The organism is Shinella oryzae (genome assembly GCF_023038235.1).
GTDB classification, from domain to species: Bacteria; Pseudomonadota; Alphaproteobacteria; order Rhizobiales; family Rhizobiaceae; genus Shinella; species Shinella sumterensis.
The window spans coordinates 1,419,827-1,443,907 of the sequence record NZ_CP081987.1; the positions used below are offsets into that span (position 1 = coordinate 1,419,827).

A 24,081-nucleotide genomic window follows, 5' to 3' on the forward strand; every position below is an offset into this window, starting at 1 on the left:
AAGCAGAGGATGCGCGCAATGTCCTTGCAAAGCGGCTTTGCTCAAGCAGCGGATATCGAATAATATTCGAAAAAGCGGGTGGATTCCGAAGGAAATTCGAATGTCTCAGCTCGACGCCATCGATACTGCGATCCTGAAAGTCATTCAGCAGTATGGCCGCATATCCAATGCGGAGCTTGCCGAGCGTATCGGACTATCCCCCTCCGCCTGCTCGCGCCGTCTCGACATCCTTGAGAAATCCGGCGTCGTGACCGGTTATCATGCCCGCGTCTCGGCCAAGGCGCTCGATTACAAGATGATCGCCATCGTGCACATCTCGCTCTCGGGCCAGTTTGCCAAGACGCTCACCGAATTCGAGGCGGCCGTGAAGCTCTGTCCGAACGTCCTGGTCTGCTACCTGATGTCGGGGGAGTACGACTACATCCTGCGCGTCGCGGCAAAAGACCTTGAAGACTACGAGCGCATTCACCGCGACTGGCTCTCCGCCCTGCCCCATGTCGTGAAGATCAATTCGAGCTTTGCCCTGCGCGAGGTCATCGACCGCCCGAATGTCGGGATCTAGCCTGCAACGACCCGGTTGCGGCCGTCGCTCTTGGCCGCGTAAAGCCTCGTATCCGCGGCCGACAGCAACGCGTTGAGCGTCGTGCCATCGGTGTAGCTGTTGGCCACGCCGATACTGACCGTGACGGCGACACCGTCCGGTCGGCGGATTTCGGCCTCCACCAACGCGCGAAGCGCCTCGGCATGCGCCCTCCCGGCCTCCGGCCCAAGATCCTCGCAGATCACCACGAACTCCTCCCCGCCAAAGCGGAAAAGACGATCGCCGCTGCGCATCGCGGCTTGCAGGCGGCCGGCGAGGTCTTTCAGAACGCTGTCGCCCGCAAGATGGCCGAAATGGTCGTTGATATCCTTGAAATGATCGGCGTCGACAATCATCAGCGCCATGGGCTTGCCCGCGGCCATCATGGACGACAGCATGCGCGGCGCCTCGAATTCCAGCCGGCTGCGGTCGTAGACGCCCGTCAGGGCATCGCGGCCCGAGCGGTCCAGCAGGTCCTCGTAGCGTTCGCGGAACGTGAGGTCGGCGAAGATATCGGAGATCGGCCGCGGCGAGACCGGGATGGCCGATATGCGCGAATAATAGAGATAGACCGAGATGAGCACGGCATAAGCGCAGGCCGCCATCATCTTGGCGATCCAGCCGCCCCAGAAAACGGCGATCGGCGCGCCGTTCAGGAAATTCAGCACCGCGTAGAAACCGATCTGGTCGAAGGTCAGGACCAAGACGCCGGCGACGAAGAAGCGCATGGTCGTGCTCTTCCTGAAGACGCGCCCAAGGCGTTCGTAGAGCAGGATGATGGCAAGCGAATCGACATAGAGCAGCATGGTGCCCCACAGCATCAGCCAGCCCATCTCGTCGATGAAGGCTAGATCCGCCACGCGGCCCGGCACGGCGCCAATGGTCTGGTGGTGACGCAGGAAGAAACCCAACCCGACCGTCAGGAAATTGCCGGCCAGAAGGCCGTAGATCGGCGCGCGGACGACGGCCGCATCCTCCTTAACGTAAAGAAGCAGGATCATCATCAGCTTGCCGGAGAACAGCACGGATGAACCCGGAGAGATGACGCCGAACGGCAGCTCGATATAGAAGACGGCGGCGAGATAGGTCTCTAGGAAGTGCATTACGCCGAGGGCCGCGACGAAGACCCCGATGCCAAGCTGGTGGCGCATATGCAGGATCGCCACCATAAACACGAAATAGAATCCGGCCTCGATGAGAAGCAGGATCAGATTTTCAGTTCCCATGGCCGGCCCGTCGCGTCATCGACCGCCTCCCGGGCGGCCGCATTCAATGATGTTTCAGCCGATACAGGCAAACGCGATCGTTCTCCAGCACGCTTGCGTAACGGTCGCCAATTTTTCGGAAGAACGGTTCCGGTCGGCTGGACGTTAGACCTGCCGGCTCTCCACGCCATCGGCGAAAAGCGATGCGCCATGCTGGTCGGCGATCTGCCTGGCCTTGCGGAACGCCGTGGCCACCGTGTCGTCGCGCGAGGTGAAGATATCAGCGCGGATGAAGCTGCGGACCAGCACCCTGTCGCCGTCGTGCTTTTCGATTCGCCCGGCCAGACGGTACTGGCTGCCCTCCTGGATCGGGGCTGCGACGAGAAGAAGGTCGTTATAGGCCTCGGTTTCCTCGGCAACCTTTGCCGGAGATGCCGAGCCGCCGCCGCGACCGAAGAGTTTTGAGAAGAAAGAAGCCATGTCCGATTGCTACCACAGGCCATGGCCCCCTCCAAGTGCAGAGCGCCATGCTGACGGCTCTCCTAGATGATGAGGTTGGCGAGGATCTCGTTTTCGGTAATGTCCTGATAGCCGAGCCCTGCCGCATCGAAGGCAGCCCTCAGCGCGGTAAAATTCTCCGGCGCCTTCGTCTCGATGCCGATCAGGATGGAGCCGAAATTGCGGGCCGATTTCTTCAGATACTCAAAGCGGGCGATATCGTCGTCGGGCCCGAGCATGTTGAGGAAATCGCGCAGCGCGCCGGGGCGCTGGGCCAGCCGCAGGATGAAGTACTTCTTCAGGCCCGCATGGCGCATCGCGCGCTCCTTGACGTCGGGCAGGCGCTCGAAATCGAAATTGCCGCCGGAGACGACCGCGACCACCGTCTTGCCTGCAAGCGCCTCACGTCCGAGCGCCTCAAGCGCCGTCAGCGACAGCGCCCCGGCAGGCTCGAGCACGACGCCCTCCACATTGAGCATGTCGACCATCGTCACGCAGATCGCATTCTCCGACAGCAGCATCACCTGGTCGGAGGAGAAGCGCTTCAGCGCATCGAAGTTGAGCGCACCGATCTGCGCGACGGCCGCCCCATCGACGAAGTTGTCCACCTTGTCGAGCGTCACGACCGCGCCGCGCTCCAGGCTGCGCTTGAGGCTCGGCGCGCCCTCCGGCTCGCAAAACAGGAAACCCGAGGGATCGATTACGTCTCTGAAATAGCCGGTGACCCCGGACGCCAACCCGCCGCCGCCGACCGGCAGAACCACGAGATCGGGCAGCCTGCCCTCGCCGAGCTGCGCGGCGATCTCGGCCGCCACCGTCGCCTGCCCCTCGATGATGTCGCGGTGGTCGAAGGGCGGCACCATCAGCGCACCGGTGGCCTCGGCATGGTCTCGGGCGGCCTTGTAGCACTGGTCGAAAAAGTCGCCGACGAGCCTGATCGTAACGAATTCGCCGCCGAACATGCGGGTCTTGTCGATCTTCTGCTGCGGCGTCGTCACCGGCATGAAGACCACGCCCGGCACGCCGAAATGGCGGCAGACGAAGGCGAAGCCCTGCGCGTGATTGCCGGCGGACGCGCAGACGAAACTGCGCGCGCCCTGCGGATCGGCCAGCACCTTGCGCAGGAAATTGAATGCCCCTCTGATCTTGTAGGAGCGCACCGGTGAGAGATCCTCGCGCTTGAGATAGATCTCGGCACCATAGCGGGCGGAGAGATGCTCGTTGAGCTGGAGCGGCGTTTCAGGAAAGAGCCCGCGCAAGGCGTCCAGGGCTGCGTCGACGTCGGATGTCATTCTGTGGTCCGTCTTCGGTTGGAATGCGGTTCGGTAGGCTGCATGTCGTGCCTTCGGCAAGGACAGAGACAGACGAGGACGATCATTCTTCCGACCCTTATACGATCCCGTGGCGCGCCCAGCGCGGCGCGGCGCAACCGATCCCGCCGCCGATCCCGCACCTGGGGCGTCCTTGAGTTTAGACGTCGCAGAGGCTATGGCATATCAACGCGACGGTTTCCACCCGCCCTGGCCGAGATGGCCTCATCGAGACCAACCTTGAACGCCACGATCTTCCGTTCCGCCATCAATATCGCCGCCATTGCCGGCATGTACATGTCCGTGGCGATGCTCGTCCCGGCCTTCATCGACGTCTACTACGGCCATCCCGATTCGGAAGTCTTCTTCCTGTCCGCCTTCTTCACGGGCGGCCTTTCGCTTGCCACGGCCGCGGCCACCCGCGCCGGCCCGCCGCCGTTCAACAAGCGCATGGGCTTTCTTGTCGTCAACATGCTGTGGCTTTCGGCCAGCATCATCGGCTCGATCCCGCTGTGGCTGTCCTCAATGAAGCTCAGCTACGCGCAGGCCTTCTTCGAATCGGTCTCGGCGATCAGCACGACGGGGTCCACCGTCATCGTCGGCCTCGATCACGCGCCTCCCGGCATCCTGATGTGGCGGTCGCTGCTGCACTGGCTCGGCGGCGTCGGGATCCTGGCGCTCGGCCTCTTCATCATGCCCTACCTGCGCGTCGGCGGCATGTCCTTCTTCAAGCTGGAATCGTCCGACACCGCCGACAAGCCGTTTGCCCGCATCGCCAGCTATACGCGCGCCTTCCTCGCCATCTACGTGGCGATCACCCTGATCTGCACCGTCACCTATGCCGCGCTGGGCATGAGCCGCTTCGACGCCCTGAACCACGCCATGTCGACGGTGGCGACCGGCGGGCTTTCGACGCATGATGCCTCCTTCGGCTACTTCAAGAGCCTGCCGCTCCTGTGGGCCGCCACGTTCTTCATGACGCTCTCCAGCCTGCCCTTCTCGGTGCTCATCCTCTTCATGGTGCGCGGCCGGATCGACGCCTGGCGCGATCCGCAGATCCGCGTCTTCCTCGGCTACCTCGTGCTGTTCGCCATCGCCGCCAGCATCTTCCAGCGGCTGCAGAACGGTGTTTCCTTCCACGAGGCGCTGGCGCATTCCTTCTTCACCGTGTCCTCGATCCTGTCCACGACAGGCTTCGTCAGCGACGACTATACGAAATGGGGCCATTTCATCGTGGCGCTCGCCTTCGTTGCGACCTTCATGGGCGGCTGTTCGGGCTCCACGGCCGGTGGTCTCAAGGCCTATCGGCTGATCATCCTGTTCAATTTCATGCGCACCGGCCTCTATCGCCTGATCTATCCCGACGGCATCCACGCCGTGCGCTACGGGACGATGACGGTGGATGCCGATTTCCAGCGCACCGTCTTCCTGTTCTTCCTGACCTATGTGAGCCTGTCCGCGATCGGCGCCATTCTGCTCGGCCTCATGGGCTATGACGTGCTGACGGCCATCTCGGCGGCCGCCACCTCGCTCTCCAACGTCGGCCCCGGCGTCACGGAGGCCATCGGCCCGGCCGGAACCTTCGCCGGTTTCCACGACGCGGCCCTTTATCTCCTGTCGTTTCTGATGCTGCTCGGCCGTCTGGAAATCCTCACCGTGCTCGTCCTCCTGACGCCGCTGTTCTGGAAAAGCTGACCGGGTACAGTCGCCGAGGCGTTCTTGACTGTTGCCACGCTTCTCCGCATCTTGCCGAAATCGGCTGGAGGAAGACGGAATGTTCGTGTCGAAGTCACTGTTGCCCCTGTTTCTTGCCGCGTCCCTGGCATCACCGGCGCTCGCCGGGCCGCTTGCCGATGCCGCCAAGAAAGCTGAGGAGCAAGCCGTGGCCGGTGATCCCGTGGGCGCCCACAACACCATCCGCGACGCCTTCGGCGCCTTCGCCGCCACGCTTCCTTTTACGATCGGCAAGGCCGTCTTCGTCGCGGCTCCGCCCGAGGGATACGGCATGTATGCCACGCGCCCGACCTCCGACTTCAAGTCCGGCGAAACCTTGATTTCCTACGTCGAGCCGGTGGGTCTTACCTGGCGTGCGGGCGAGGGCGGCAATCTGGAGTCCCACTTCACCGTCGACTTCGAACTGCTCGATACGAAGGGTGCGAAACTCGCCGAACAGAAGGCCTTCGGCTCCTTCGATTTCAAGGGAACGGTGCGCAACCAAGAGGTCTTCGCCAAGCTGACGCTCAAGCTGAGCGGCCCGCCCGCCGGCGACTACGTGCTGCGCTACCGCTTTCGCGACACGGCAAGTGGTGCCGTCGCCATCAGCGAACAGCCCTTTAAGATCGTGCAGTAAGCCGGCTATCGAAGTTTTCCACAGGCTTTGAGAGAATTGGGACAAGCCCGAATCCGGGCTTTCCAGCGCATGGGCGCTCAATTATGACAGCGACATGACAACCCCAGCCACGTAAGGGGCACCCATGCTCTCGCTGTTTCGCAAACTCATGCCGCGTGAAGACCGGTTCTTCGATCTCTTCGAGCGGCATTCCCGCACCGTCGTCGGTGCCGCCGAGGCGCTACAGGCCGTCCTGGCCGGCGGCCCGGACATGGAAAAGCACTGCGACCGCATCGTCGCGCTGGAAGACGAGGCGGACGCGATCACGGCCGAGGTCCTGCTTGCGGTGCGCCGCAGTTTCATCACGCCCTTCGACCGCGGCGACATCAAGGACCTCATCCAGTCGATGGATGATGCGATCGACATGATGCACAAGATGGTCAAGACCATCCGCCTCTACGAACAGACGAGCTTCCAGCCCGGCATGCAGGAAATGGGTGCGGCGGTCGTCAAGGCCGCCCATCTCGTCGCCGAAGCCATTCCGCTGCTCGACAAGGTCGGCGTTCATGCCGACCGTCTCAGCGCCATCGCCCAGGAAGTCACCCGCGTCGAGGGCCGTTCCGACGAACTGCACGATCAGGGCGTGAAGGAGCTCTTCAAGACCTACGGCAAGACCGACCCGATGGCCTATATCATCGGCAGCGAGATCTACAGCGAACTGGAGAAGGTGGTCGACCGCTTCGAGGACGTGGCAGACGAGATTAGCGGCATCGTGATTGAGAACGTCTGATGGACGCCACCCTCGCCCTGCCGCTGCTCATCGCCCTCGTGGGCATCGCGCTGCTCTTCGACTTCCTGAACGGCCTGCACGACGCGGCGAACTCCATCGCCACCATCGTCTCCACGCGCGTTCTTCGCCCTCAATATGCCGTCATGTGGGCGGCGTTCTTCAATTTCATCGCCTTCCTGTTCTTTGGCCTGCATGTCGCCGAAACGCTCGGCAAGGGCATCATCGATCCCTCCATCGTCAGCCCGCTCGTGATCTTCTCCGCCCTCATGGGGGCGATCATCTGGAATGTCGTGACCTGGATCTTCGGCATTCCCTCAAGCTCTTCGCATGCGCTGATCGGCGGACTGGTCGGTGCAGGTCTCGCCAAGACGGGCTTCGACGCCGTCGTTTGGGGCGGCCTGATCAAAACGGCGAGCGCCATTTTCCTGTCGCCCGCCATAGGTTTCTTCCTCGCCCTGATCCTGGTCCTCACCGTGTCCTGGATCTTCGTGCGACAGACGCCGTTTGCCGTCGACCGCACCTTCCGCGTCATGCAGTTCATTTCGGCCTCGCTCTACTCGCTCGGCCATGGCGGCAACGACGCGCAGAAGACCATGGGCATCATCGCGGTGCTTCTCTATTCGCAGGGCTATCTCGGCGGAGAATTCTACGTGCCGTTCTGGGTGGTCATCACCTGCCAGGCGGCCATGGCGCTCGGAACGCTGATGGGTGGCTGGCGCATCGTGCACACGATGGGCTCGAAGATCACCCGCCTCAACCCGATGCAGGGCTTCTGCGCGGAAACCGGCGGCGCGATCACCCTCTTTGCGGCAACGTGGCTCGGCATTCCCGTCTCGACCACGCACACCATCACGGGCGCCATCATCGGCGTCGGCGCGGCCCGTCGCGTCACGGCGGTGCGCTGGGGCCTCGCCGGCAACATCGTCTGGGCATGGATCATCACCCTGCCCTCGGCCGCCGCCATTTCGGCGCTGTTCTACCTGGTCTTCGCCGCCATTTCCGGCTGATCAAAACAAAAAAAATCCGGTGACAGCAACGTCACCGGACATACTCCGGCCAACTCAGCGCAATCGGCAACAGCACGACAGGCCCGGGGCCAAGCCCTCAAAAGCCCGACTCCGCGCCTTCCAGATCGCTGCCCTCGCAGGCCGAGACATTGGCGACCTCATAGGTCGTCTTTCCCGGTCCGGCGGGCGGAACGGGCGTCAGCGTGACGATGACGTAGCATTCAGAATTCTGCACGCGCCATTCGATCTGCCCATTGTCGCGCGTGCGAACCTGCTCCAGCGTATCGAACGGCCGCCCGCCCATGGCGAAGGACACCTTGTCGCTGCCGACGACCGCCTGGACCTGCTCGCTCGCATCATAGAACCCGGAAAGCGCCGCCGAGGCCGGTACCGAGAGCCCAAGGGTGATGAGAAGTGCAAAAAGCCCGTATTTCATGAAATGGTTATCCCCGCGCTAAAAATGAACTGCCGCTATTCCCCAGAAACGAACCGCTTCGGGACCGAATAACGCTATAAAACAGATCACAAGAAGACATCCGGCCCCCGCCGAACAGCCCGGTCCCGATGTACCACCCGCACGGCACTTGTCAAACCTCGGGTGAGGAAGGCATGCGGCTGAAGGCAGCAAAGCAACATGAGCAAAGCGTGCAACATCAACGACGCGTAAAGCGAAGACCGACACCCGAACGTTGAGAGAAGCGGATAATTCAAGAAATTCAGGTGGTGAGCGCGCAGGGATTCGAACCCTGGACCTACTGATTAAAAGTCAGTTGCTCTACCGGCTGAGCTACGCGCTCCCAAGCGGTGCGAAGCGCCCCGCGGAAGTGGGCGGAACATAGGCAGGAGGGTGTTTATGGTCAACCCGGAAAATGCACGGGAAAACAGCTTTTGCAACGTCGTGTCGACCGCCCCGCCGTGGCGGAAAGCCGCGGCGGCCAGGTGGTTCAGTAGACGGTGTATTTCAGGAGGCCAAGCGACCAGTCAACGCTGCGGTTTTCCACATCGCGCGTCCAGGCCTGCTTGAGCGTGCCGGCGATGTCGGCGATGGTGGTGCGGGCATCCAGTTCCTTGGTCAGGCCGTAATCGTTCGGCGCGACCGCGGTGAGATCGACGTCGTCGGCGACGACGATGGCGACCAGCACATTCTCGCTCGGCCCTTCCGCCTCGAAATCGAAGCCGTAATAATCGTCGGGAATGGTGATCGGCGTGCCCGGCGCCAGCCGCGTGATCTTCTGCGCCGCTTCGTTCGGGAAGATCTGGGTCGCCTTGCCGTCCTTGTCGACGTCGTACAGGATGAGATGGCCGCCCGTGCGGCTCGTCACCGAGATGCGGAAGCTGTCGCCGTTCTTGAGATGATCCGAGGACAACGAGACCTGGACGTCACCGCTCTCCGCCTTGCCGAGAATGTCGCCGACGGCATCGACCGGGTCGGCGGCCACATAGGCGGTCTGCTGCGTATTTTCGACCTTCACCTCTTCGACCTTCACCTCATCCGGCACCTGCTGCTGCGTGTCCGTGGCCGTCACCGCCGGGCTTACGGCGCTGGCGCCGAGCAGCGCATAGTTCACCTCGAGCTGCGGATCGAGGCCCTGGCACTGGCTTTGCGCCGCGCAATATGTCTGGGACTGCTTCTTGACATATTCGAGCAGCTCCGCGTTCGAGACGATACCGTTGCCATTGCTGTCGGCGGCCGAAATCTCGTGACCGTTGACGTAGGACAGCGTGAAGACGCCGTGACGCTCTTCCGGCGGCAGGCGCGTATCGTCCCAGGCCACCTGGTAGGAAGAGGCCGCGCTCCATGCCTCCACGCCGCTCTCCTTGGCGACCTCGGGCTTCACCACGGCCACATCGACGCGCAGGCCGCGCGTCTTCACCGCGTCGGCCGGCTTGGCATGGGGACGCGGCAGGAACCGCGCGCTTTCCATGGCATCGCCGACCTCCGTCGACAAGGAGCGCGAGATGGTGCCGGAATGGCAGGCGTCGATGACGATGGTGACGGCGCGGTCCTTCAGCTTGGCGAGCATGGCGTCGATCTCGTCGTCGAGGATCACGTTCGACCAGTCGCCATTGCCGGCCACGATGTCGTAGGTCGACAGCGCCTCATCCAGGCCATCCTCCTCGTCACCGCTCAAATCCTTCACCTGCAGGCCGTGGCCGGAGAAGTAGAAATAGACCCGGTCGCCCGGCTGCGTGCCGTTGATGAGCCATTCGTCGATGCTGGCGAGGATGGCGGCACGCGTCGCCTGGGCGTCGCGCAGGACGCGGATCGAATCCGCTCCATAGCCGAGCTTTTCCTTCAGCAGCTTCTCGATAAGAGGAGCGTCGTTCTTCGGGCCCTCCAGAAACATCTTTTCCGGCAGGTTGGCATAGGTGCCGATGCCGACGATGAGCGCCCGGTCGGCGGCCGCCGCGAATGTGGAGAACGAAAGCGAAAGCAGAAGGGCTGCGGCGTAGCGGATCATCAGAGCGTTTCCCGCGTATAGAGGGGCTGGATGGCGACGCTGGCTTCCTTGCCGTCGAGACGGGTCATGAGCGCTTGCAGCAGCGTTTGCGGCGTCACCTTCGGATCGGCGAGGACGGCGCCGATGGCATCGACCGGCTCCGCCGTCCAGATGGTGATCAGATGGTCCGCGCCATAGGGCTTCACCACCTCGACATCGGTGAGCTTGAACTGCCCGCTTTCGGTGCCCGCCGCCTGCATGTCGAGGAACTGCACTTCGCCCGTGTTGGCAAGGTTGAAGACGAGCATGTTGGGATAGCGGCCGGGCGGCGCGTCGAAGCGCAGGCGGTCGCCGGCCGCGTAGATATCGCGCACAGGCTTGAGCGATACCGAGCCCGGGTTCTGGCTCGCCATCGCCTTCAGGAAGTCGAGCAGCACGAACTTGTCGACGACCGACTGGATGCGGTCCGCGCCGACGTTCTCGCCCGCGACATCGCCATTCGGCGTGTAGAACACGCCGCTCGCCACGTCCCAGCGGAACGGCGTGCCGGTACCCTCGGCATTCTTCGGGCGCGCGGCGGCGCCGGTGATGTCGAGGGCGATCTGGCCTGTCCAACCGAGATCCTTAGCCGGCTTCACGAGCTTGGTCGTTGTGCCCGCGGCAGCGCCGCTATCGGCGCCCGCCGGAAGGCCGCGTGTCAGCCGCACCACGACCTCGCTTTCCGAGCGCGCCACCTGCGGCATGAAATTGGGCACCTGCAACGCTTCGGAACGGTTCTTCACATTGCTGAAGATATAGTCCTCCAGCTCGATGCGGGTGATCACGCCGTCACCGTCGCGGTCCGCGCTACCCTCGACGGCGCGTGCAAAGCTCCAGCTCAAGGCACCGCGCGGCTCGCCGTCGATGATGACCTCCGGCGTCGGCTGGCTCTCGAGCGATGCGGCGAGCACCGTCACCTGCTTGAAATCGATTTCCTTGACCTTCGCGCCGTCGACCGCCTCCTGCGAGGGCGCGGCGAGCTTCACCGTCACCGCCGGCGCAAGGCGCGTCTTGCCGCTGACCGATCGGCTCATGCCGCCGGAAAAGCAGCTGTCGGAGACGAAGAGTACATGCACGCCCTTGCTCTCCGCCTCGCCGAACCAGGCATTCATCTCGTTGTCGACGATGATCTCGTTGAAGGTCTCAGCGGCGCGGTTGCGGTCGAAACCCGGCAGCTGGAGAAATTCGTCGAGGCCGTCGGCCTCGTCGCCCGCAATGAGTTCGGGCATCTGCGCGCCGTGGCCGGCATAGGTGAAGATGATCGTATCGCCGGCCGCGGCCTTCACTACCAGATCCATCCAGGCCTTGCGGATATCGTCCTTGCGCGCCTGTTCGTTGGTGAACTTGACGACCTCGAACCCGGCGGACGACATCGCGCGATAGACGTCTTCCGCATCGCGCACGGCACCATCAAGGCTCACGTCGTTGGGATACTGGTCGACGCCGACGACGAGCCCGTAGGTCTGCGCGGCAAGTGCTGGACCGGGAAGCGCGACGGCGAGCGAAAGCGCAAGCAGGCGGTAGAGATGTCTCGGCATTTTCATTCCACGTCCACTTCCACGCGGCGATGCAGCTGGTTCAGCGTTTCCGTGTCATAGGCGCTGGCGTCGTCCGGTTTGAAGGGCTCGTCCTCGCCCTTGCCGACCGTGGCGATCGTGCCGGCATAGCCGGCATCGTGCAGGTAGGCCTTCAGCGTCTCGGCGCGGGCGAGCGAGAGCTTGTAGTTCGCGGCGGCGGATCCGACAGGGTCCGTATGGCCGATCAGCGTGATGGAGGCCGGCTTCACCGCCTTCAGGCATTCGGAAAGGTCCTTGGCCGCCGCCACGCCGTCGGGCGTGAAATCCGCCGTGCCGAAGACGTAGCGAACGGGCGTCGACTTCTTCTTGATCTTCACGCCGCGGAACGAGACCTTGCAGCCGCCGCGCATGGCGAGCTGCACCGGCCGCGGCGCGGCAAGGCGCATCTCGCTGGCCAGCTTGTCGAGCCGCAGGATATATTGCTCGTCGGGCGCCATCCATTCCGGCGTCAGCGTCTCGTTCGATCCGTCCTCCAGCGCCATCTGGTAGAAGCGCGAGGCCGCCTCGTAATCCTTGCGTTCGCGCGCGAGATCGCCCAGCGCGTCGAACACCTGCCAGGGGCCGCCATAGGTCTTCTGGAGGTCCTCCAGTTCCGTGCGGTGCGCATCCAGCCTGTCGCCGCCCGCGACCGCCGTGGATATGCGGTTGAAGGCGGTCAGGCCGGCGATGCGGCCGACCAGCGTGCGCTCGTTGGCGCTGCAATTGGCCGTGCCGGCGGTCTCGGCGATCGAATGCGCCTTCTGCGCGTCGCCTGCATTGAAGGCCTCCACGACCCCCTTGAAAGCGTCGCAGGTGGCAGCCGCCGGCGCAGCACCGGCGAGCACGAAGAATGTCGCCGCAAGGGATCGCATCAGCATTGTCGGTTCAGCCCTCATATCCTCGAATGGGTCAGGCAGGGGCGCGGTCGCCCCTGCCCCGTTGTCACTTGATCTCGAACGTCACCATCTGGAGACCACTCGTACCATTGTCCTGCTCCGCCTGCTTTGCAAGGTTGATTGCAAGCCCGCGGCTCAACGGCTGCTTCGACTTCGCCGCCAGCTGCTGGGCCTTTTCGGGCGTCAGCTTCTGGTCGCCCAGCCCGCCGATCCGGCAGAAGGCGATCAGGGTCTCGCCGGCCGACGGCGTATCGAAGGTGAGATTGCCCGTGCCCGCCTGCGGGATGAGCCGGCGTTCGCCCGGATTGAGCGTGGTGTTGCCGATCATCACATCCGGGATGATCTCCACCGTGCCGGTGTCCTCGACATACACGACCTGCAGCTCGCAGGCGTGGTTGGTGGAGAGCTCGAAGCTCAGGTAGTCGCCCACCTTCGCGCTCGTCGAGGCGACATGCACGGCAAGCTTCACCTTGTCGGCCTGCGCCTTGTCGTCCTGCTTGTAGGCGGGAACGGCATAGGCCGTTTGGACCTGGTCCCCGGCGTTGTCGGTGGTCGGCTGCGTATGCGCGGTTTCGGCGGCCGCAGCCTCATGGTTGACGCCGCGCTTCAGCGGCTTGAACTGCCGCAACGGCTCCAGCATCAGGGCGAACTGCTCTTCCACCTCGACGCGCGGGATAGTGGAGCCTGCCTCGAGCGTTGCCACCCAGTCGAGCCCGATGCGCAACGCGTTGACATCGGCAACACGGCGGATATCGGAGGCGAACTCCTCCGGCGTCATGTCGAATTCCGCAGCCAGCTGCTCGAAATTCAGCTCGTCCTCGTACTTGTCGGCGAAGTAGGTGAAGATTTCCGCCCCGCCCGGGGCCTTCAGGCTGGTCTTGCCGCCGCCGGCCGTCGCTTCGGTGATGCCGAGACGATCGAGCGCGCTGACGAAGCGCTCGGTGTCGCGCTTGTAGACCTCGTTGAGTTTTTCCTGCGGCACATAGACGGCAAGCAGTTCGTCCTGCTGGTCCTTGGAAAACAGCGTGGAGGTCTGGATATGCTCGCGCAGCTGGTCACGCTTCGACAGGATGCCGTCGAAATGGCAGTCGAAGCACGACCGGGCATTGACGATTTCGACGCCCTTGCCGATCGGCCGCTTGCGGAAGGATACGATGGCCGTCGGGCCGATATCGAGCTGGTCGCCCTTATTGGTGGAGAGGTAGTAGCCCTGCATGCCGTTGGGGAGCGAGAAGATCATCTCGCCGCCATCGTGCTCGAAGGGTTCGAGCCCGGCCTTCAGCCGCACGCCATCCGGCCCGGCCGGGAAGCGCTTCAGCACCTGGCGCCCCACATCGCCGGCAAAGTCGTAGGACTTCCAGTAATAGCCGCCAAACGGCATATCGTGGCGCTCCAGCATGCGGTTGTGGTCGGAAACCCCGGACGAGCCGTCCGCGAAACCGGCACGCACGATGCGGCGGCGTTCGATGTTCTGCGCGACATCAACACCGAAGCGCTTTTCGAGCTCGATGATGTTGGTCGGCAGCTTCATCAGGCGGTTATAGACCTTCGGCCGTGCGCCGTTGCTCATGAACCAGTCGACGCGCATGATCGGCAACTGCGTCTGCGTGGCCTTTGAAAGCGCATGCAGCTGCGAATTACTGGCCGGATCGACGCCGTAGAAATATTCGTTGATCAGGAAATTGTAGTCGTCCTCGCTCCATTGCAGATCGCGAAGATCGATGCGCACCAGCAGGCCATCGGAGCCTTCGACCTCCTCCGGGATGACGAGCTCCGGTCCGTAGGATAGCGAGTTGAGGAGCTTCTTGAAGCCGCCCGCCAGCACCTTCATACGCTTGAGGAAGGTCTCGTGCGTCTCGCAGCTCATCATGCCGTTATACTGGTCGCGGTAGCTGAAGTAGCGCATGAACGGCTGGTCTTGCTCGTCCACCTGCGAGATGTCGCGCAGCGCGAGGTCGACGAAATCGAGATATTTCAGCATCGGCCGCGAGCGCTTGGTCTGGCCGGCGGACACCGCCGTCGGCATCGCGGACTGGTTCAGCGAGTTGATCCAGTTCGCGAGGCTCTGCACTTCCGCATCGTCCGGGCGCTTGCCGAGCGGCATGCGGCCGCTGGTGACGCTGGTGTACAGCAGCGACTTGGAGGCGTCGCCGGGGGTCACGAAAGCCGGATTGGCGGCAATCGAGGATAGTTCGCCCGACGGGAAGGACCCCTGCGAACTTTCACCCGGGCCATGGCAATTGCGGCAATATTTGCCGATGAACGCATCGGCGGCGGATGCGAATTCCGCGCTGCCGCCGCCCGCCGTCAGCGCCGTCTCGGCCGTGGCCTCGCTGCATACGGGCGTCGCGCTGGTTTCCACCGGCGTCACCTTCACCTCACGGTCCGCGAGGAAGGCATACATGGCCTGGCGGTCTTCCTCCGGAAGCGCCGAAAGACCCTTGGCGATGTGGCGCATGACCGGGTCGGCCAGCGGCGAACCGGAGAGCTTCTTGCCCTCCTCGATCAGCCCCTTGGTGAAGACCTCATGCGAGGCGAGGCCGCCCATGCGCGCCTTGGTGATATCGGGGGCCACCGCGCCGGTCAGCCCCTTTTCACCCTCGTAGGCGCGCTCCAGGTCAAGGCCGTAGGTGGCGGTGCGCGGCGTGTGGCAGTCGCCGCATCCGCCGACATTCTCGACGAGGTAGCGGCCGCGCTCCATCTGGGTTTCTTCGCGCGCCTGGTAGGCCGGCACGGTGAAATGGCTGCGCTTCCACAGCGTGATCGTCGTCTGCCGGCTGAACGGGAACGCGATCTCGTGCTCCTTCGAGGCCGCGTCCGATTGCGGCAGCGTCTCGATATAGGCTTTGATGTCGAGCACATCCTCGGGCTTCATGCCGCCATAGGAGGTGTAAGGCATGACCGGGTAGAGGTTGTCCCCCTCCTTGTCGACACCGGCCATCACGGCATTCAGGAAGTCGGCGTTCGACCAGCCGCCGATGCCGTTCGGATGGGCGGAAATGTTCGGCGCGAAGAATTTCCCGATGGCCGTCTGCATCTCCATGCCGCCGGACAGCAGCTCGGTATTGTCGCCGGAGCCGTGGCAGGCCCCGCAGCCCGCCGCACCGAACAGCACCTTGCCGTTTTCAACATTCGCCTGGTACGTGCCATAGGCATCCGGCGCGAACGGATCGATGGCGAATGCTCCCGTCGGCAAGAATGCCGTCGGACAGAACGCCGCCATCGCGAGGCCGAGAAGCGCACCGAGGCGCGGCAGCGGCCGGAAAAGTGCCATATTGAACACGCGCATGGCTTGTCCCTCACTCTAAAAAGCCGGCTGGCCGGCTATAAATCTGATCTCTCCGACAATTCCGCATGCAAAACCGCCTGGCAGTTTCCGCGGAAATGCCCTAGCGAAACTCGAAACGTTCGAACTCGACGCGGCGCGGTGGCTTGCCGAGTTCCCTCAATCCCTTTTCGATGGCCAGCCGCAGCGGCGTCGGCCCACAGAACCACAGATCGGCCTCCGCCGGGTCCATTGCCGTGCCGGATACCAGCTTTGCCGCATCGAGCCGCCCGTCGGTCGCGGAATTGTGCAGCACGAAGCTGAAATTGCCGAGCTTGTCGGCCTGCGCGCGGAACGTCTCGAGGCCGATCGCCTCCGCACCGTCGCGCACGCAATAGACCATGTGGATGTCCTGGCCCTCGTCGCCCTTCAGCCGGCTCGCCATGGCGAGGAACGGCGTCACGCCGATGCCGCCGGCAAGCCAGATCTGCTTCTTGCCGCCACGTTTGTGGTTGAAATGGCCGTATCCGCCCTCGAGCGTCAGCGCATCGCCGACGGCAACCGTTTCCCGCAACGCCTTGGTATAGTCGCCGAGCGGCTTGATGGCGAAGCGCACCGTTCCGTCCTCGTCGATGCCGGCGATGGTGAAGGGGTGCGGTTCGCGCAGTCCGGCCTTGTTGACGCGGAAAAAGCCGAACTGGCCCGGCAAGGCCCTCAGCTTGCTGCGGGTGGGCTTCGCCGTGATGATCGTCGCGCCCTCGTGGCGCTCGACATCCACCACCTGGTATTTTCGCGTGCGGATCCAGGGCAGAAGCTGGGTATAGGCATAGCTGACGATGCCGAGTAGCGCGAACAGGTTGAGATAGACCGCCAGCAGCGCCGTGCCGTCATAGGGGCGCTTGATGAACATCTGATGGAAGGCGACCAGCACGAACAGCAGGCCGATGAACCGGTGGGTGAAGCGCCAGAACTGATAGGGTACCTGGAAGCGTGTCTTCGGAATGACCTTCACGAGGCTGAGCACGAGCAGGAAGACGAAGCCGTAGAAGGCCCATTCGCCGGCCGTCTTTGCGAGCCTGTTGAGATCGCCGGTCAGCGAAAGCCCCTGGAAGTCCGGCGTCACGAAATAGTGCACGAGGATAAGACAGAGCACCGCGATGCCGATCTTGCGGTGGAAATGATAGATGCGGTCGAGCCCGCCGAACAGCCGCTCCACCAGCGGCGGGCGCGTCGCCATGAATTGCGCGATCGCCATGGCGACAAAGGCCATCGAGGAGGCGATCAGGGACAGGGTCGTTGCACCATTGGTATGGCTGACCGCCGGAACGGCAAGCACGCCGGCGATCACGATCAGCAGAGTCGCGACGATGGAACCCGCGGTCAATCTATCCCCCTAGATGGAACTGGACGGTCGTTAATGCCGGCATGCTTGCAAGGCCGCATGACATTCGTCAACCGCAATCCTCCTATCGACGGGCGGCCCGGCGGCTTTATTCGCCGCCTTTTGGCAAGCAAGGCGAAAACCGGCACATGGCGTCGAATATCACAATGGACCAAGCCACATAGCCATGGCGTCCACCCCCAGGCGAATCGGCTGGGAAGGATAAAAGCAGCCCCCAAGTATCCTCGCGAACCGGCGGTCCATTCCGCCGACACGCCGCTGATATATCAGCATGCTTGCCATCCACTTTGCGACATGGCACCAAGTGATATATCAACGGAGTCTCCGCATGACGGCATCCGCGGCCTCGCAGGCCCATCTCGCCTATCTCGCCCTTGAGGGTCTGATCGTGACCCTGAAGCTGAGACCCGGCGCGCTCGTTACCGAAAAGCAGCTGATTGAACTTTCGGGGCACGGCCGCACGCCGGTCCGCGAGGCGATCCAGAAGCTGGAATGGCAGGGGCTCATCGTGGTGCGGCCGCGCGCCGGCCTGCAGATCGCCGCGATCCGCCCGGACGATCATGCCGATGTCATGACCACGCGCCGCCAGCTGGAGCCCTTGGCCGCAGCACTGGTCGCCCGCCATGCCAGCGACGCGCAACGCGAAAGGCTGGTCGCCTGCGCACAGGCCATGACTGCCTGCTCGATCAACTCGGATATCGAAGGCTTTCTCGCCGCCGACAAGACCTTTGACGAGATTATGGAAGAGGCCTGCCCCAACCGCTTCCTCATCGCCGCCCTCGCCTCGCTGCAAACCCACGCGCGGCGCCTGTGGTTCACGCGCGCCGACAGCCGCCGGATGGATCGCTCCGTGGACCTGCATGTGAAGGTCATCCGCGCGATCCGCAACGGCGACCCCGCCGCCGCATCGGCCGCGATGACCGATCTTCTGGAAGAACTGTCCCACTGAAACGAAAACGGCGGCCGAAAGGCCGCCGCTTTGTGAAAGGAATGTCTCGCCGCTCAGTCGACGAAGGCGCGCTCGATGACGAACTCGGCAGGCTTGCTGTTGGCGCCTTCCGTGAGGCCGGCCTGCTCCAGCAGGGCCTTGGTTTCCTTGAGCATGGCCGAGGAGCCGCAGATCATGCCGCGGTCGACGGCAGGATCGAAGCGCGGCACGCCGAGATCGGCAAACATCTTACCGTTGGCGATGAGGTCGGTGATGCGGCCCTGGAACGGGAAGTCCTCGCGGGTCACGGTCGCGTAATGGCGCAGCTTGTCGCCGACGACTTCGGCGAGGAATTCGTGGCTGCGGATTTCCTCCACGAGGTCGAAACCGTATTTCAGTTCGGCCACTTCGCGGCATGTATGGGTCAGGATGACCTCGTCGAACTTCTCATAGGTCTCCGGGTCGCGGATGAGGCTCGCAAAAGGTGCGATGCCCGTGCCGGTGGAGAACATGTAGAGCCGCTTGCCGGGGGTAAGCGCATCGAGAACCAGCGTACCGGTCGGCTTCTTGCGCATCAGCACGGTATCGCCCGGCTTGATCTGCTGGAGATGCGAGGTCAGCGGGCCGTCCGGCACCTTGATCGAGAAGAATTCCAGCTCCTCGTCCCAGGACGGGCTTGCGATCGAGTAGGCGCGGTAGATCGGCTTGTCGCCGACCATCAGGCCGATCATGGCGAATTCGCCGGAGCGGAAGCGGAAGCTTTCAGGGCGCGTCATGCGGAAGCGGAACAGGTGATCCGTGTAGTGCTGCACGCTCGTCACCGTCTCGGCGAAAACGCCGGCCGGAATGGTTGCCACAAAGTCTTCGGTCTTGGCCGGTGCGTTCATGTCTGGATCGGTCCTGTCTGCGTCGGAAAATCTTGACGATAGGCAGATATTACATGTTGAGCAGCAAAGGAAGGTATTCCGTTCCAATGCGCCGAATGGCCGCGCAATAGTTTGCCGGCCATTCGATATTGCCTTCGCCGTGCCTGACGTCCTTGATCTCGCTCAAGCCTATCACGCGATTGCGGCCTTTGCCGGTCGCGGCGATGCAAAAATCAGGCCCTGCGGCGCCAGCTGTACGAGCCTACCTCCTGGGAAGGGCGCGCCGTCGGCTGGTAATGGTTTTCGATGCCCGGAAGGCGGTTTTCGGACAGGCGCTTCAGCGCCGTCGCATTGCTGACCGCGAAGCTGTCGATGCCACAGCGCAGCATCAGCGGGATCTGGTCGATCAGCACATCGCCGACGGCCCGGATCTCGCCGGCATAGGCGAGCCGCGAGCGCAGCAGCGAGGCATGGCTGAAGGCCCGGCCATCGTTGAAGGCCGGAAACGCCACCGCGACCAGCGCGATGCGGTCCAGATGGCCTTCCAGCCTGCGCACGTCGTCCGCCGGGTTGATCAGCACACCAAGGCCGGTCTCGCCGCCCTCGGAGACCTTCGCCAGGAAATCGTCGAGCCCGAGGATCGCCTTCTCGTTCGAGCCCGCCTTGGCGTCCTCGGTTTCGATCACCCAGGGATCATCGGTCACAAAACCGGCTTCGTTCCAGATTTTCGTCATGACCGCTCTCCTCAGGCCGCCGCAGCCGTCTTGTCACCGTAGAGCGCATCCTTGAAGGGCTGCGGTCCGACGCGACGATAGGCATCGAGGAAGATTTCCGAGGGGTCGAGGCGCAGGCCGAGATAGGTGTTCACGATCACCTCCACGGCATCCGTCACCTTTTCCGGCTCGAAGCCGCGCCCGATGATTTCGCCGATCGAGGTGTTCTCGTCGCCCGACCCGCCAAGCGTGATCTGGTAGAGTTCCTCGCCTTTCTTTTCCACGCCCAGAAGGCCGATATGGCCGACATGGTGGTGGCCGCAGGCATTGATGCAGCCGGAGATCTTGATCTTCAGCTCGCCGATTTCCGCCTGCCGCTCGGGCGAACCGAAACGGGTCGACAGTTCCTGCGCGACCGGGATCGAGCGCGCATTGGCCAGCGCGCAGTAGTCCAGCCCCGGACAGGCGATGATATCGGTGATCAGGCCGGCATTGGCGGTCGCAAGACCCGCAGCCACGAGGCCGCGATAGACCGGCTCCAGATCCGCCAGTGCGACGTGCGGCAGGATGAGGTTCTGCTCGTGGCTGACGCGGATCTCGTCGAAGGCATATTCCTCGGCGATATCGGCGACGGCCTCCATCTGTGTGTCGGTCGCGTCGCCCGGAATGCCGCCGATCGGCTTCAGCGAGATCGTCACCATGCCGTAGTCGGGGTGCTTGTGCGGCTGCACGTTGTTCTGTACCCAGCGTGCGAATTCCGGGTCCGCCTTCTTCCACTGCGCAAGGTTCGCCCAGCCTTCTGCGCGGGGGCTAAGTTCCGGCGGCGCGAAGTAGGCGGAAATCGCCGCAACGTCGCGCTCGGGCAGCTTCAGCTCGGTGTCGCGCAGCTCGGCGAACTCGGCCTCCACCTGACGCGAAAGCTCCTCCACGCCGGTCTCGTGCACGAGGATCTTGATGCGTGCCTTGTACTTGTTGTCGCGACGGCCGTGCAGGTTGTACACCCGCATGATGGCGGTCGTGTAGGACAGCAGGTCCTGCTCCGGCAGGAAGTCGCGGATCTTCTTGGCGATCATCGGCGTGCGGCCCTGCCCGCCGCCGACATAGACGGCAAAGCCGATCTCACCCTTCTCGTTCTTCTTCAGGTGCAGGCCGATGTCATGCACCTGGATGGCGGCGCGGTCGCGCTCCGCACCCGTCACGGCAATCTTGAACTTGCGCGGCAGGAAGGAGAATTCCGGGTGTACGGACGACCACTGGCGCAGGATCTCCGCGTAAGGCCGGGGATCGGCGACCTCATCGGCGGCAGCGCCTGCGAAATGATCGGCCGTGACATTGCGAATGCAGTTGCCCGACGTCTGGAGCGCATGCATCTCGACGGTCGCGAGATCGGCCAGCGCGTCCGGCAGTTCCGAGAGCTTCGGCCAGTTGTACTGGATGTTCTGGCGCGTGGTGAAATGGCCATAGCCGCGGTCGTACTTGCGCGCGATATAGGCGAGCTTGCGCATCTGGCGGGCATTCAGCGTGCCATAGGGAATGGCGACGCGCAGCATATAGGCGTGCAGCTGCAGGTAGACGCCGTTCATCAGGCGCAGCGGCTTGAAGGCATCCTCGGCCAGTTCACCGGACAGGCGGCGCGCGACCTGATCGCGGAACTGCTCCACACGGTCGGACACAAAGGCGTGGTCGAATTCATCGTAACGATACATTGAAACGTCCTCAGGCGGCCGGTGCGGCCGTCGCAGTCAGGCCGGAATAACCGGCGGCATAGGCAATGGATGGTCCTTCGGCACGGATGCGCTCGCGCATGCGCAGCGGCCGCAGGACGCCGTCGACTTCTTCGACGTCCACGACGTTCACGTCAACCACCTTGTTGTCGGCAAAGGCCTGCTTGCCGGTGGCCTCCAGCGCGTCGACGGCCTCCTTGTGGCGCGCCACGAAGGCGTCCTGGAGATGTTCGTTCCAGTTGCCGGCGGCATCCAGCCAGACGGAGATGCCGTCGGAAAGGCGATTGGCTGTCAGAACCTTGTCGGCCATGTCATGCTCCCAATGCTGCTGTCGTGCGAACCGGCTCGCGCACGAGCGGTTCGGAATGTTCGAAATTGGCGCCGGCGACGGCGTCGCCGATGATCACCATGACCGGGCCGGAAAGCTCGTCGCGATGCTCCAGGCCGGGCAGATCCTTGAGCGTACCATGCAGCAGCCGCTTCTCGCGCCTGCTGGCATTTTCCACCACGGCGACGGTCGTCTCGGCCGGCAGGCCGGCTTCCATCAGGCGCGCGGCGACTGAAGCCGCGACCGTGCGTCCCATATAGACGGCAACGGTGGCGCCAGAAATAGCCAGGCGCGCCCAGTCCGGCAGAACCGATCCGGTCAGGTCGTGACCGGTCGTGAAGACCAGCGAGGACGCCACGCCGCGCAGCGTCAGCGGCAGCTCGAAATCGGCGGCTGCGGCAAAGGCAGAGGTGATGCCCGGCACGATCTCATAGGTCACGCCGGCCCGGCGCAAAGCGGCCATTTCCTCGCCGGCGCGGCCATAGACGAGCGGATCGCCGGATTTCAGCCGCACGACGCGCTTGCCCGCCTCGCCGAGTTCCACCAGGAGATCGTTGATCTCGTCCTGCGACTTCGAGTGGCACCCCTTGCGCTTGCCGACGGACAGGCGCTCGGCATCGCGGCGCCCCATGTCGACGATCGCCTGCGGCACCAGCGCATCGAAGACGATGACGTCTGCTTCCATCATCACGCGCTGCGCACGCAGCGTCAGCAGGTCTTCCGCGCCCGGGCCCGCGCCGACGAGCCAGACATGGCCGGCGGCCTTGCCCTGCGAGTTCAGGAGCGTATTGGCCGTCCGGCGCGCCAGCTCGACATCGCCATTGTTGACGGCATCGGCGACGGCGCCCTGGAAGAACCGCCGCCAGAACACCCGGCGCGTCACACCGCGCGGCAGGATACGGTCCACGGCCTCGCGGTAGCCGTTGGCGAGGCCGGCAAGACGACCGAGGGAGGGCGAAAGGAGCTGGTCGACCTGGGCGCGGATCATCTGGGCCAGCACGGGCCCCGCCCCTTCCGTGCCGATGGCGACGGCCACGGGCGCGCGATTGACGAGCGCCGGCGTGAAGAAATCGCAATAGTCCGGCTGGTCGACGGCATTGACGGGGATGCGAAGCGCGCGGGCGGCCGCGGCAATGGCCCGGTCCGCGGCGGCATCGCCGGTCGCCGCAAACACCAGCGCCGCGCCTTCGATAACCGCGCTGGAAAACGGCGCGCGGATGAGCACGAGCCCCTTGTCCGTGATGAAACGCTCGAAATCGGCCTCCGGGGTCTCGGCGACAACGACGATGCGGGCATCGGTGTTGAACAGCAGGCGCGCCTTGGCGAAGGCCTCATCGCCCGCGCCCACGACAACGACCGTCCTGCCGCTGACGCGGAAGAACGCCGGGAATGTCGAAAGCTTGCTCTGCGCCTCAGTCATGATCCGATCCGGTTGGAGTGTGCGCACTATCGCGAAAAATTGCCAGAAACAAAAGAAACATAAATTCCAATGCCCAAGGCGGGGCGTATTGTTTTGCTCTGCACCCCCGCATTTTGAGCATAAGTCACCGGCCGCCCTTGCCTCTTCGCCGCCGTGCCCGCTAAGGATGGCCATCAAGCCAAAGGGAAATCCCACATGGACCAGGCACCCCTTGCCAAGCGCCTTCTCGACGTCATCCAGTCCGACATCCTGCCCCTGACTCAGAAGGGCGTCGCCGCCGGCAACAAGGTTTTCGGCGCTGCGATCCTGCGCAAGTCCGACCTGTCGCTCGTCGTCGCCGAAACCAACAACGAGACCGAAAATCCGCTCTGGCACGGCGAAGTGCATACGCTGAAACGCCTCTACGAGCGCGTGGAAAAGCCCGATACCAAGGACTACGTTTTCCTGTCGACGCACGAGCCCTGCTCGATGTGCCTGTCGGCCATCACCTGGGCCGGCTTCGACAATTTCTACTATTTCTTCAGCCACGAGGATTCGCGAGACAGCTTCGCCATCCCGCACGATCTGCGCATCCTCAAGGAGGTCTTCCGGCTGGAGCCGGGCGGTTACGCCAAGACGAACGCCTTCTGGCACTCCGCCGCCATCGCCGACCTCATCGCGATTGCCGGCGACGAGGAAAAGGCAGCGCTGAAAGCGCAGGATGCCGAGATCCGCGCCGCCTATGACGCGCTTTCGGAAAGCTACCAGTCCGGCAAGGCCGGAAACGCCATCCCGCTGAATTGAG

The 24,081-nt window shown here is 63.6% G+C and carries 21 protein-coding genes and 1 tRNA gene; 7 read left to right on the forward strand and 15 right to left on the reverse strand.

The features are described 5' to 3' along the window. Positions 1-100: 100 nt before the first annotated feature. The gene (locus K6301_RS07115) at positions 101-562 is read left to right on the forward strand and encodes an Lrp/AsnC family transcriptional regulator (protein ID WP_247220163.1); all 462 of its coding nucleotides are present in this window, start codon (positions 101-103) and stop codon (positions 560-562) included. Here the strand turns inward: K6301_RS07115 and K6301_RS07120 are convergent. The 3 genes from K6301_RS07120 to ilvA form a co-directional block, all read right to left on the reverse strand. Next, positions 559-1,806, reverse strand: coding sequence for a GGDEF domain-containing protein (locus K6301_RS07120; protein WP_247220164.1), 1,248 nt, complete (start codon positions 1,804-1,806; stop codon positions 559-561). The genes K6301_RS07115 and K6301_RS07120 overlap by 4 nt on opposite strands. A 144-nt stretch (positions 1,807-1,950) precedes the next feature. Next, positions 1,951-2,265 carry an HlyU family transcriptional regulator gene (locus K6301_RS07125; protein WP_134651867.1) on the reverse strand — a complete coding sequence of 105 codons (315 nt, stop codon included), beginning with the start codon at positions 2,263-2,265 and terminating at the stop codon, positions 1,951-1,953. A 62-nt stretch (positions 2,266-2,327) separates the two neighbouring features. Then, on the reverse strand, positions 2,328-3,575 hold the full coding sequence (gene ilvA, locus K6301_RS07130) for a threonine ammonia-lyase (RefSeq protein ID WP_247220165.1): 1,248 nt from the start codon (positions 3,573-3,575) through the stop codon (positions 2,328-2,330). A gap of 258 nt (positions 3,576-3,833) precedes the next feature. Between ilvA and K6301_RS07135 the strand changes: the two genes are divergently transcribed. The 4 genes from K6301_RS07135 (at position 3,834) to K6301_RS07150 (ending at position 7,719) form a co-directional block, all read left to right on the forward strand. Next, complete coding sequence (locus K6301_RS07135; RefSeq protein ID WP_247220167.1) at positions 3,834-5,288, forward strand: TrkH family potassium uptake protein; 1,455 nt, start codon at positions 3,834-3,836, stop codon at positions 5,286-5,288. 79 nt (positions 5,289-5,367) lie between these two features. Continuing rightward, positions 5,368-5,943, forward strand: a complete 576-nt coding sequence (locus K6301_RS07140; protein ID WP_247220168.1) for a hypothetical protein — start codon at positions 5,368-5,370, stop codon at positions 5,941-5,943. 124 nt (positions 5,944-6,067) lie between these two features. Beyond that, on the forward strand, positions 6,068-6,712 hold the full coding sequence (locus K6301_RS07145) for a DUF47 domain-containing protein (protein ID WP_134651875.1): 645 nt from the start codon (positions 6,068-6,070) through the stop codon (positions 6,710-6,712). Continuing rightward, positions 6,712-7,719: an inorganic phosphate transporter gene (locus K6301_RS07150; RefSeq protein WP_247220169.1), complete on the forward strand. Its 1,008-nt coding sequence runs from the start codon at positions 6,712-6,714 to the stop codon at positions 7,717-7,719. The genes K6301_RS07145 and K6301_RS07150 overlap by 1 nt, the downstream gene beginning before the upstream one ends. Positions 7,720-7,816: 97 nt before the next feature. Here the strand turns inward: K6301_RS07150 and K6301_RS07155 are convergent, their stop codons facing one another. The 7 genes from K6301_RS07155 to K6301_RS07185 form a co-directional block, all read right to left on the reverse strand. Further along, entirely contained in the window at positions 7,817-8,155 is a 339-nt protein-coding gene (locus tag K6301_RS07155; protein ID WP_247220170.1) for a hypothetical protein, read from the reverse strand. 285 nt (positions 8,156-8,440) lie between these two features. Then, positions 8,441-8,516: transfer RNA gene (locus K6301_RS07160), tRNA-Lys, on the reverse strand. 147 nt (positions 8,517-8,663) lie between these two features. Further along, complete coding sequence (locus K6301_RS07165) at positions 8,664-10,181, reverse strand: caspase family protein (RefSeq protein WP_247220172.1); 1,518 nt, start codon at positions 10,179-10,181, stop codon at positions 8,664-8,666. Continuing rightward, complete coding sequence (locus K6301_RS07170) at positions 10,181-11,743, reverse strand: caspase family protein (protein WP_247220173.1); 1,563 nt, start codon at positions 11,741-11,743, stop codon at positions 10,181-10,183. Before K6301_RS07170 ends, K6301_RS07165 begins: the two co-directional genes overlap by 1 nt. Continuing rightward, entirely contained in the window at positions 11,740-12,633 is an 894-nt protein-coding gene (locus K6301_RS07175) for an OmpA family protein (protein ID WP_247220174.1), read from the reverse strand. The genes K6301_RS07170 and K6301_RS07175 overlap by 4 nt, the downstream gene beginning before the upstream one ends. 64 nt (positions 12,634-12,697) lie before the next feature. Further along, positions 12,698-15,940 (reverse strand): c-type cytochrome, encoded by a 3,243-nt coding sequence (locus K6301_RS07180; protein ID WP_247220176.1) that lies wholly within the window; start codon positions 15,938-15,940, stop codon positions 12,698-12,700. Positions 15,941-16,040: 100 nt separating this feature from the next. Continuing rightward, the gene (locus tag K6301_RS07185; protein WP_247220177.1) at positions 16,041-17,300 is read right to left on the reverse strand and encodes a ferredoxin reductase family protein; all 1,260 of its coding nucleotides are present in this window, start codon (positions 17,298-17,300) and stop codon (positions 16,041-16,043) included. Between the two features lie 346 nt (positions 17,301-17,646). On the opposite strand from K6301_RS07185, the gene K6301_RS07190 reads away from it, so the two are divergent. Then, positions 17,647-18,267: a GntR family transcriptional regulator gene (locus tag K6301_RS07190; RefSeq protein ID WP_247220178.1), complete on the forward strand. Its 621-nt coding sequence runs from the start codon at positions 17,647-17,649 to the stop codon at positions 18,265-18,267. 53 nt (positions 18,268-18,320) lie between these two features. Here the strand turns inward: K6301_RS07190 and K6301_RS07195 are convergent, their stop codons facing one another. From K6301_RS07195 to cysG, 5 genes are all read right to left on the reverse strand, one after another. After that, a complete protein-coding gene (locus tag K6301_RS07195; protein ID WP_247220180.1) occupies positions 18,321-19,133 on the reverse strand; it encodes a ferredoxin--NADP reductase in 813 nt (270 codons plus the stop codon). Positions 19,134-19,345: 212 nt separating this feature from the next. Beyond that, on the reverse strand, positions 19,346-19,846 hold the full coding sequence (locus K6301_RS07200) for a DUF934 domain-containing protein (RefSeq protein ID WP_247220181.1): 501 nt from the start codon (positions 19,844-19,846) through the stop codon (positions 19,346-19,348). 11 nt (positions 19,847-19,857) lie between these two features. Then, positions 19,858-21,531 carry a nitrite/sulfite reductase gene (locus K6301_RS07205; protein WP_247220182.1) on the reverse strand — a complete coding sequence of 558 codons (1,674 nt, stop codon included), beginning with the start codon at positions 21,529-21,531 and terminating at the stop codon, positions 19,858-19,860. A gap of 10 nt (positions 21,532-21,541) precedes the next feature. Continuing rightward, positions 21,542-21,859: a DUF2849 domain-containing protein gene (locus K6301_RS07210; protein ID WP_134652116.1), complete on the reverse strand. Its 318-nt coding sequence runs from the start codon at positions 21,857-21,859 to the stop codon at positions 21,542-21,544. Between the two features lies 1 nt (position 21,860). Next, a complete protein-coding gene (cysG, locus tag K6301_RS07215) occupies positions 21,861-23,297 on the reverse strand; it encodes a siroheme synthase CysG (protein ID WP_247220184.1) in 1,437 nt (478 codons plus the stop codon). A 195-nt stretch (positions 23,298-23,492) separates the two neighbouring features. On the opposite strand from cysG, the gene K6301_RS07220 reads away from it, so the two are divergent. Continuing rightward, positions 23,493-24,080 carry a deaminase gene (locus tag K6301_RS07220; RefSeq protein ID WP_247220186.1) on the forward strand — a complete coding sequence of 196 codons (588 nt, stop codon included), beginning with the start codon at positions 23,493-23,495 and terminating at the stop codon, positions 24,078-24,080. The last annotated feature ends 1 nt before the right edge of the window (position 24,081 follow it).

Excerpts from the sequence above, each read along its gene's own strand:
- K6301_RS07175 (WP_247220174.1), bottom strand. The coding sequence starts at position 12,633 with ATGCTGATGCGATCCCTTGCGGCGACATTCTTCGTGCTCGCCGGTGCT.
- K6301_RS07145 (WP_134651875.1), top strand. The coding sequence starts at position 6,068 with ATGCTCTCGCTGTTTCGCAAACTCATGCCGCGTGAAGACCGGTTCTTC.
- K6301_RS07140 (WP_247220168.1), top strand. The coding sequence starts at position 5,368 with ATGTTCGTGTCGAAGTCACTGTTGCCCCTGTTTCTTGCCGCGTCCCTG.
- K6301_RS07195 (WP_247220180.1), bottom strand. The coding sequence starts at position 19,133 with ATGAACGCACCGGCCAAGACCGAAGACTTTGTGGCAACCATTCCGGCC.
- K6301_RS07210 (WP_134652116.1), bottom strand. The coding sequence starts at position 21,859 with ATGGCCGACAAGGTTCTGACAGCCAATCGCCTTTCCGACGGCATCTCC.
- K6301_RS07180 (WP_247220176.1), bottom strand. The coding sequence starts at position 15,940 with ATGCGCGTGTTCAATATGGCACTTTTCCGGCCGCTGCCGCGCCTCGGT.
- K6301_RS07150 (WP_247220169.1), top strand. The coding sequence starts at position 6,712 with ATGGACGCCACCCTCGCCCTGCCGCTGCTCATCGCCCTCGTGGGCATC.
- K6301_RS07125 (WP_134651867.1), bottom strand. The coding sequence starts at position 2,265 with ATGGCTTCTTTCTTCTCAAAACTCTTCGGTCGCGGCGGCGGCTCGGCA.
- cysG (WP_247220184.1), bottom strand. The coding sequence starts at position 23,297 with ATGACTGAGGCGCAGAGCAAGCTTTCGACATTCCCGGCGTTCTTCCGC.
- K6301_RS07165 (WP_247220172.1), bottom strand. The coding sequence starts at position 10,181 with ATGATCCGCTACGCCGCAGCCCTTCTGCTTTCGCTTTCGTTCTCCACA.
- K6301_RS07120 (WP_247220164.1), bottom strand. The coding sequence starts at position 1,806 with ATGGGAACTGAAAATCTGATCCTGCTTCTCATCGAGGCCGGATTCTAT.
- ilvA (WP_247220165.1), bottom strand. The coding sequence starts at position 3,575 with ATGACATCCGACGTCGACGCAGCCCTGGACGCCTTGCGCGGGCTCTTT.
- K6301_RS07170 (WP_247220173.1), bottom strand. The coding sequence starts at position 11,743 with ATGAAAATGCCGAGACATCTCTACCGCCTGCTTGCGCTTTCGCTCGCC.
- K6301_RS07190 (WP_247220178.1), top strand. The coding sequence starts at position 17,647 with ATGACGGCATCCGCGGCCTCGCAGGCCCATCTCGCCTATCTCGCCCTT.
- K6301_RS07205 (WP_247220182.1), bottom strand. The coding sequence starts at position 21,531 with ATGTATCGTTACGATGAATTCGACCACGCCTTTGTGTCCGACCGTGTG.
- K6301_RS07200 (WP_247220181.1), bottom strand. The coding sequence starts at position 19,846 with ATGACGAAAATCTGGAACGAAGCCGGTTTTGTGACCGATGATCCCTGG.
- K6301_RS07155 (WP_247220170.1), bottom strand. The coding sequence starts at position 8,155 with ATGAAATACGGGCTTTTTGCACTTCTCATCACCCTTGGGCTCTCGGTA.
- K6301_RS07220 (WP_247220186.1), top strand. The coding sequence starts at position 23,493 with ATGGACCAGGCACCCCTTGCCAAGCGCCTTCTCGACGTCATCCAGTCC.
- K6301_RS07115 (WP_247220163.1), top strand. The coding sequence starts at position 101 with ATGTCTCAGCTCGACGCCATCGATACTGCGATCCTGAAAGTCATTCAG.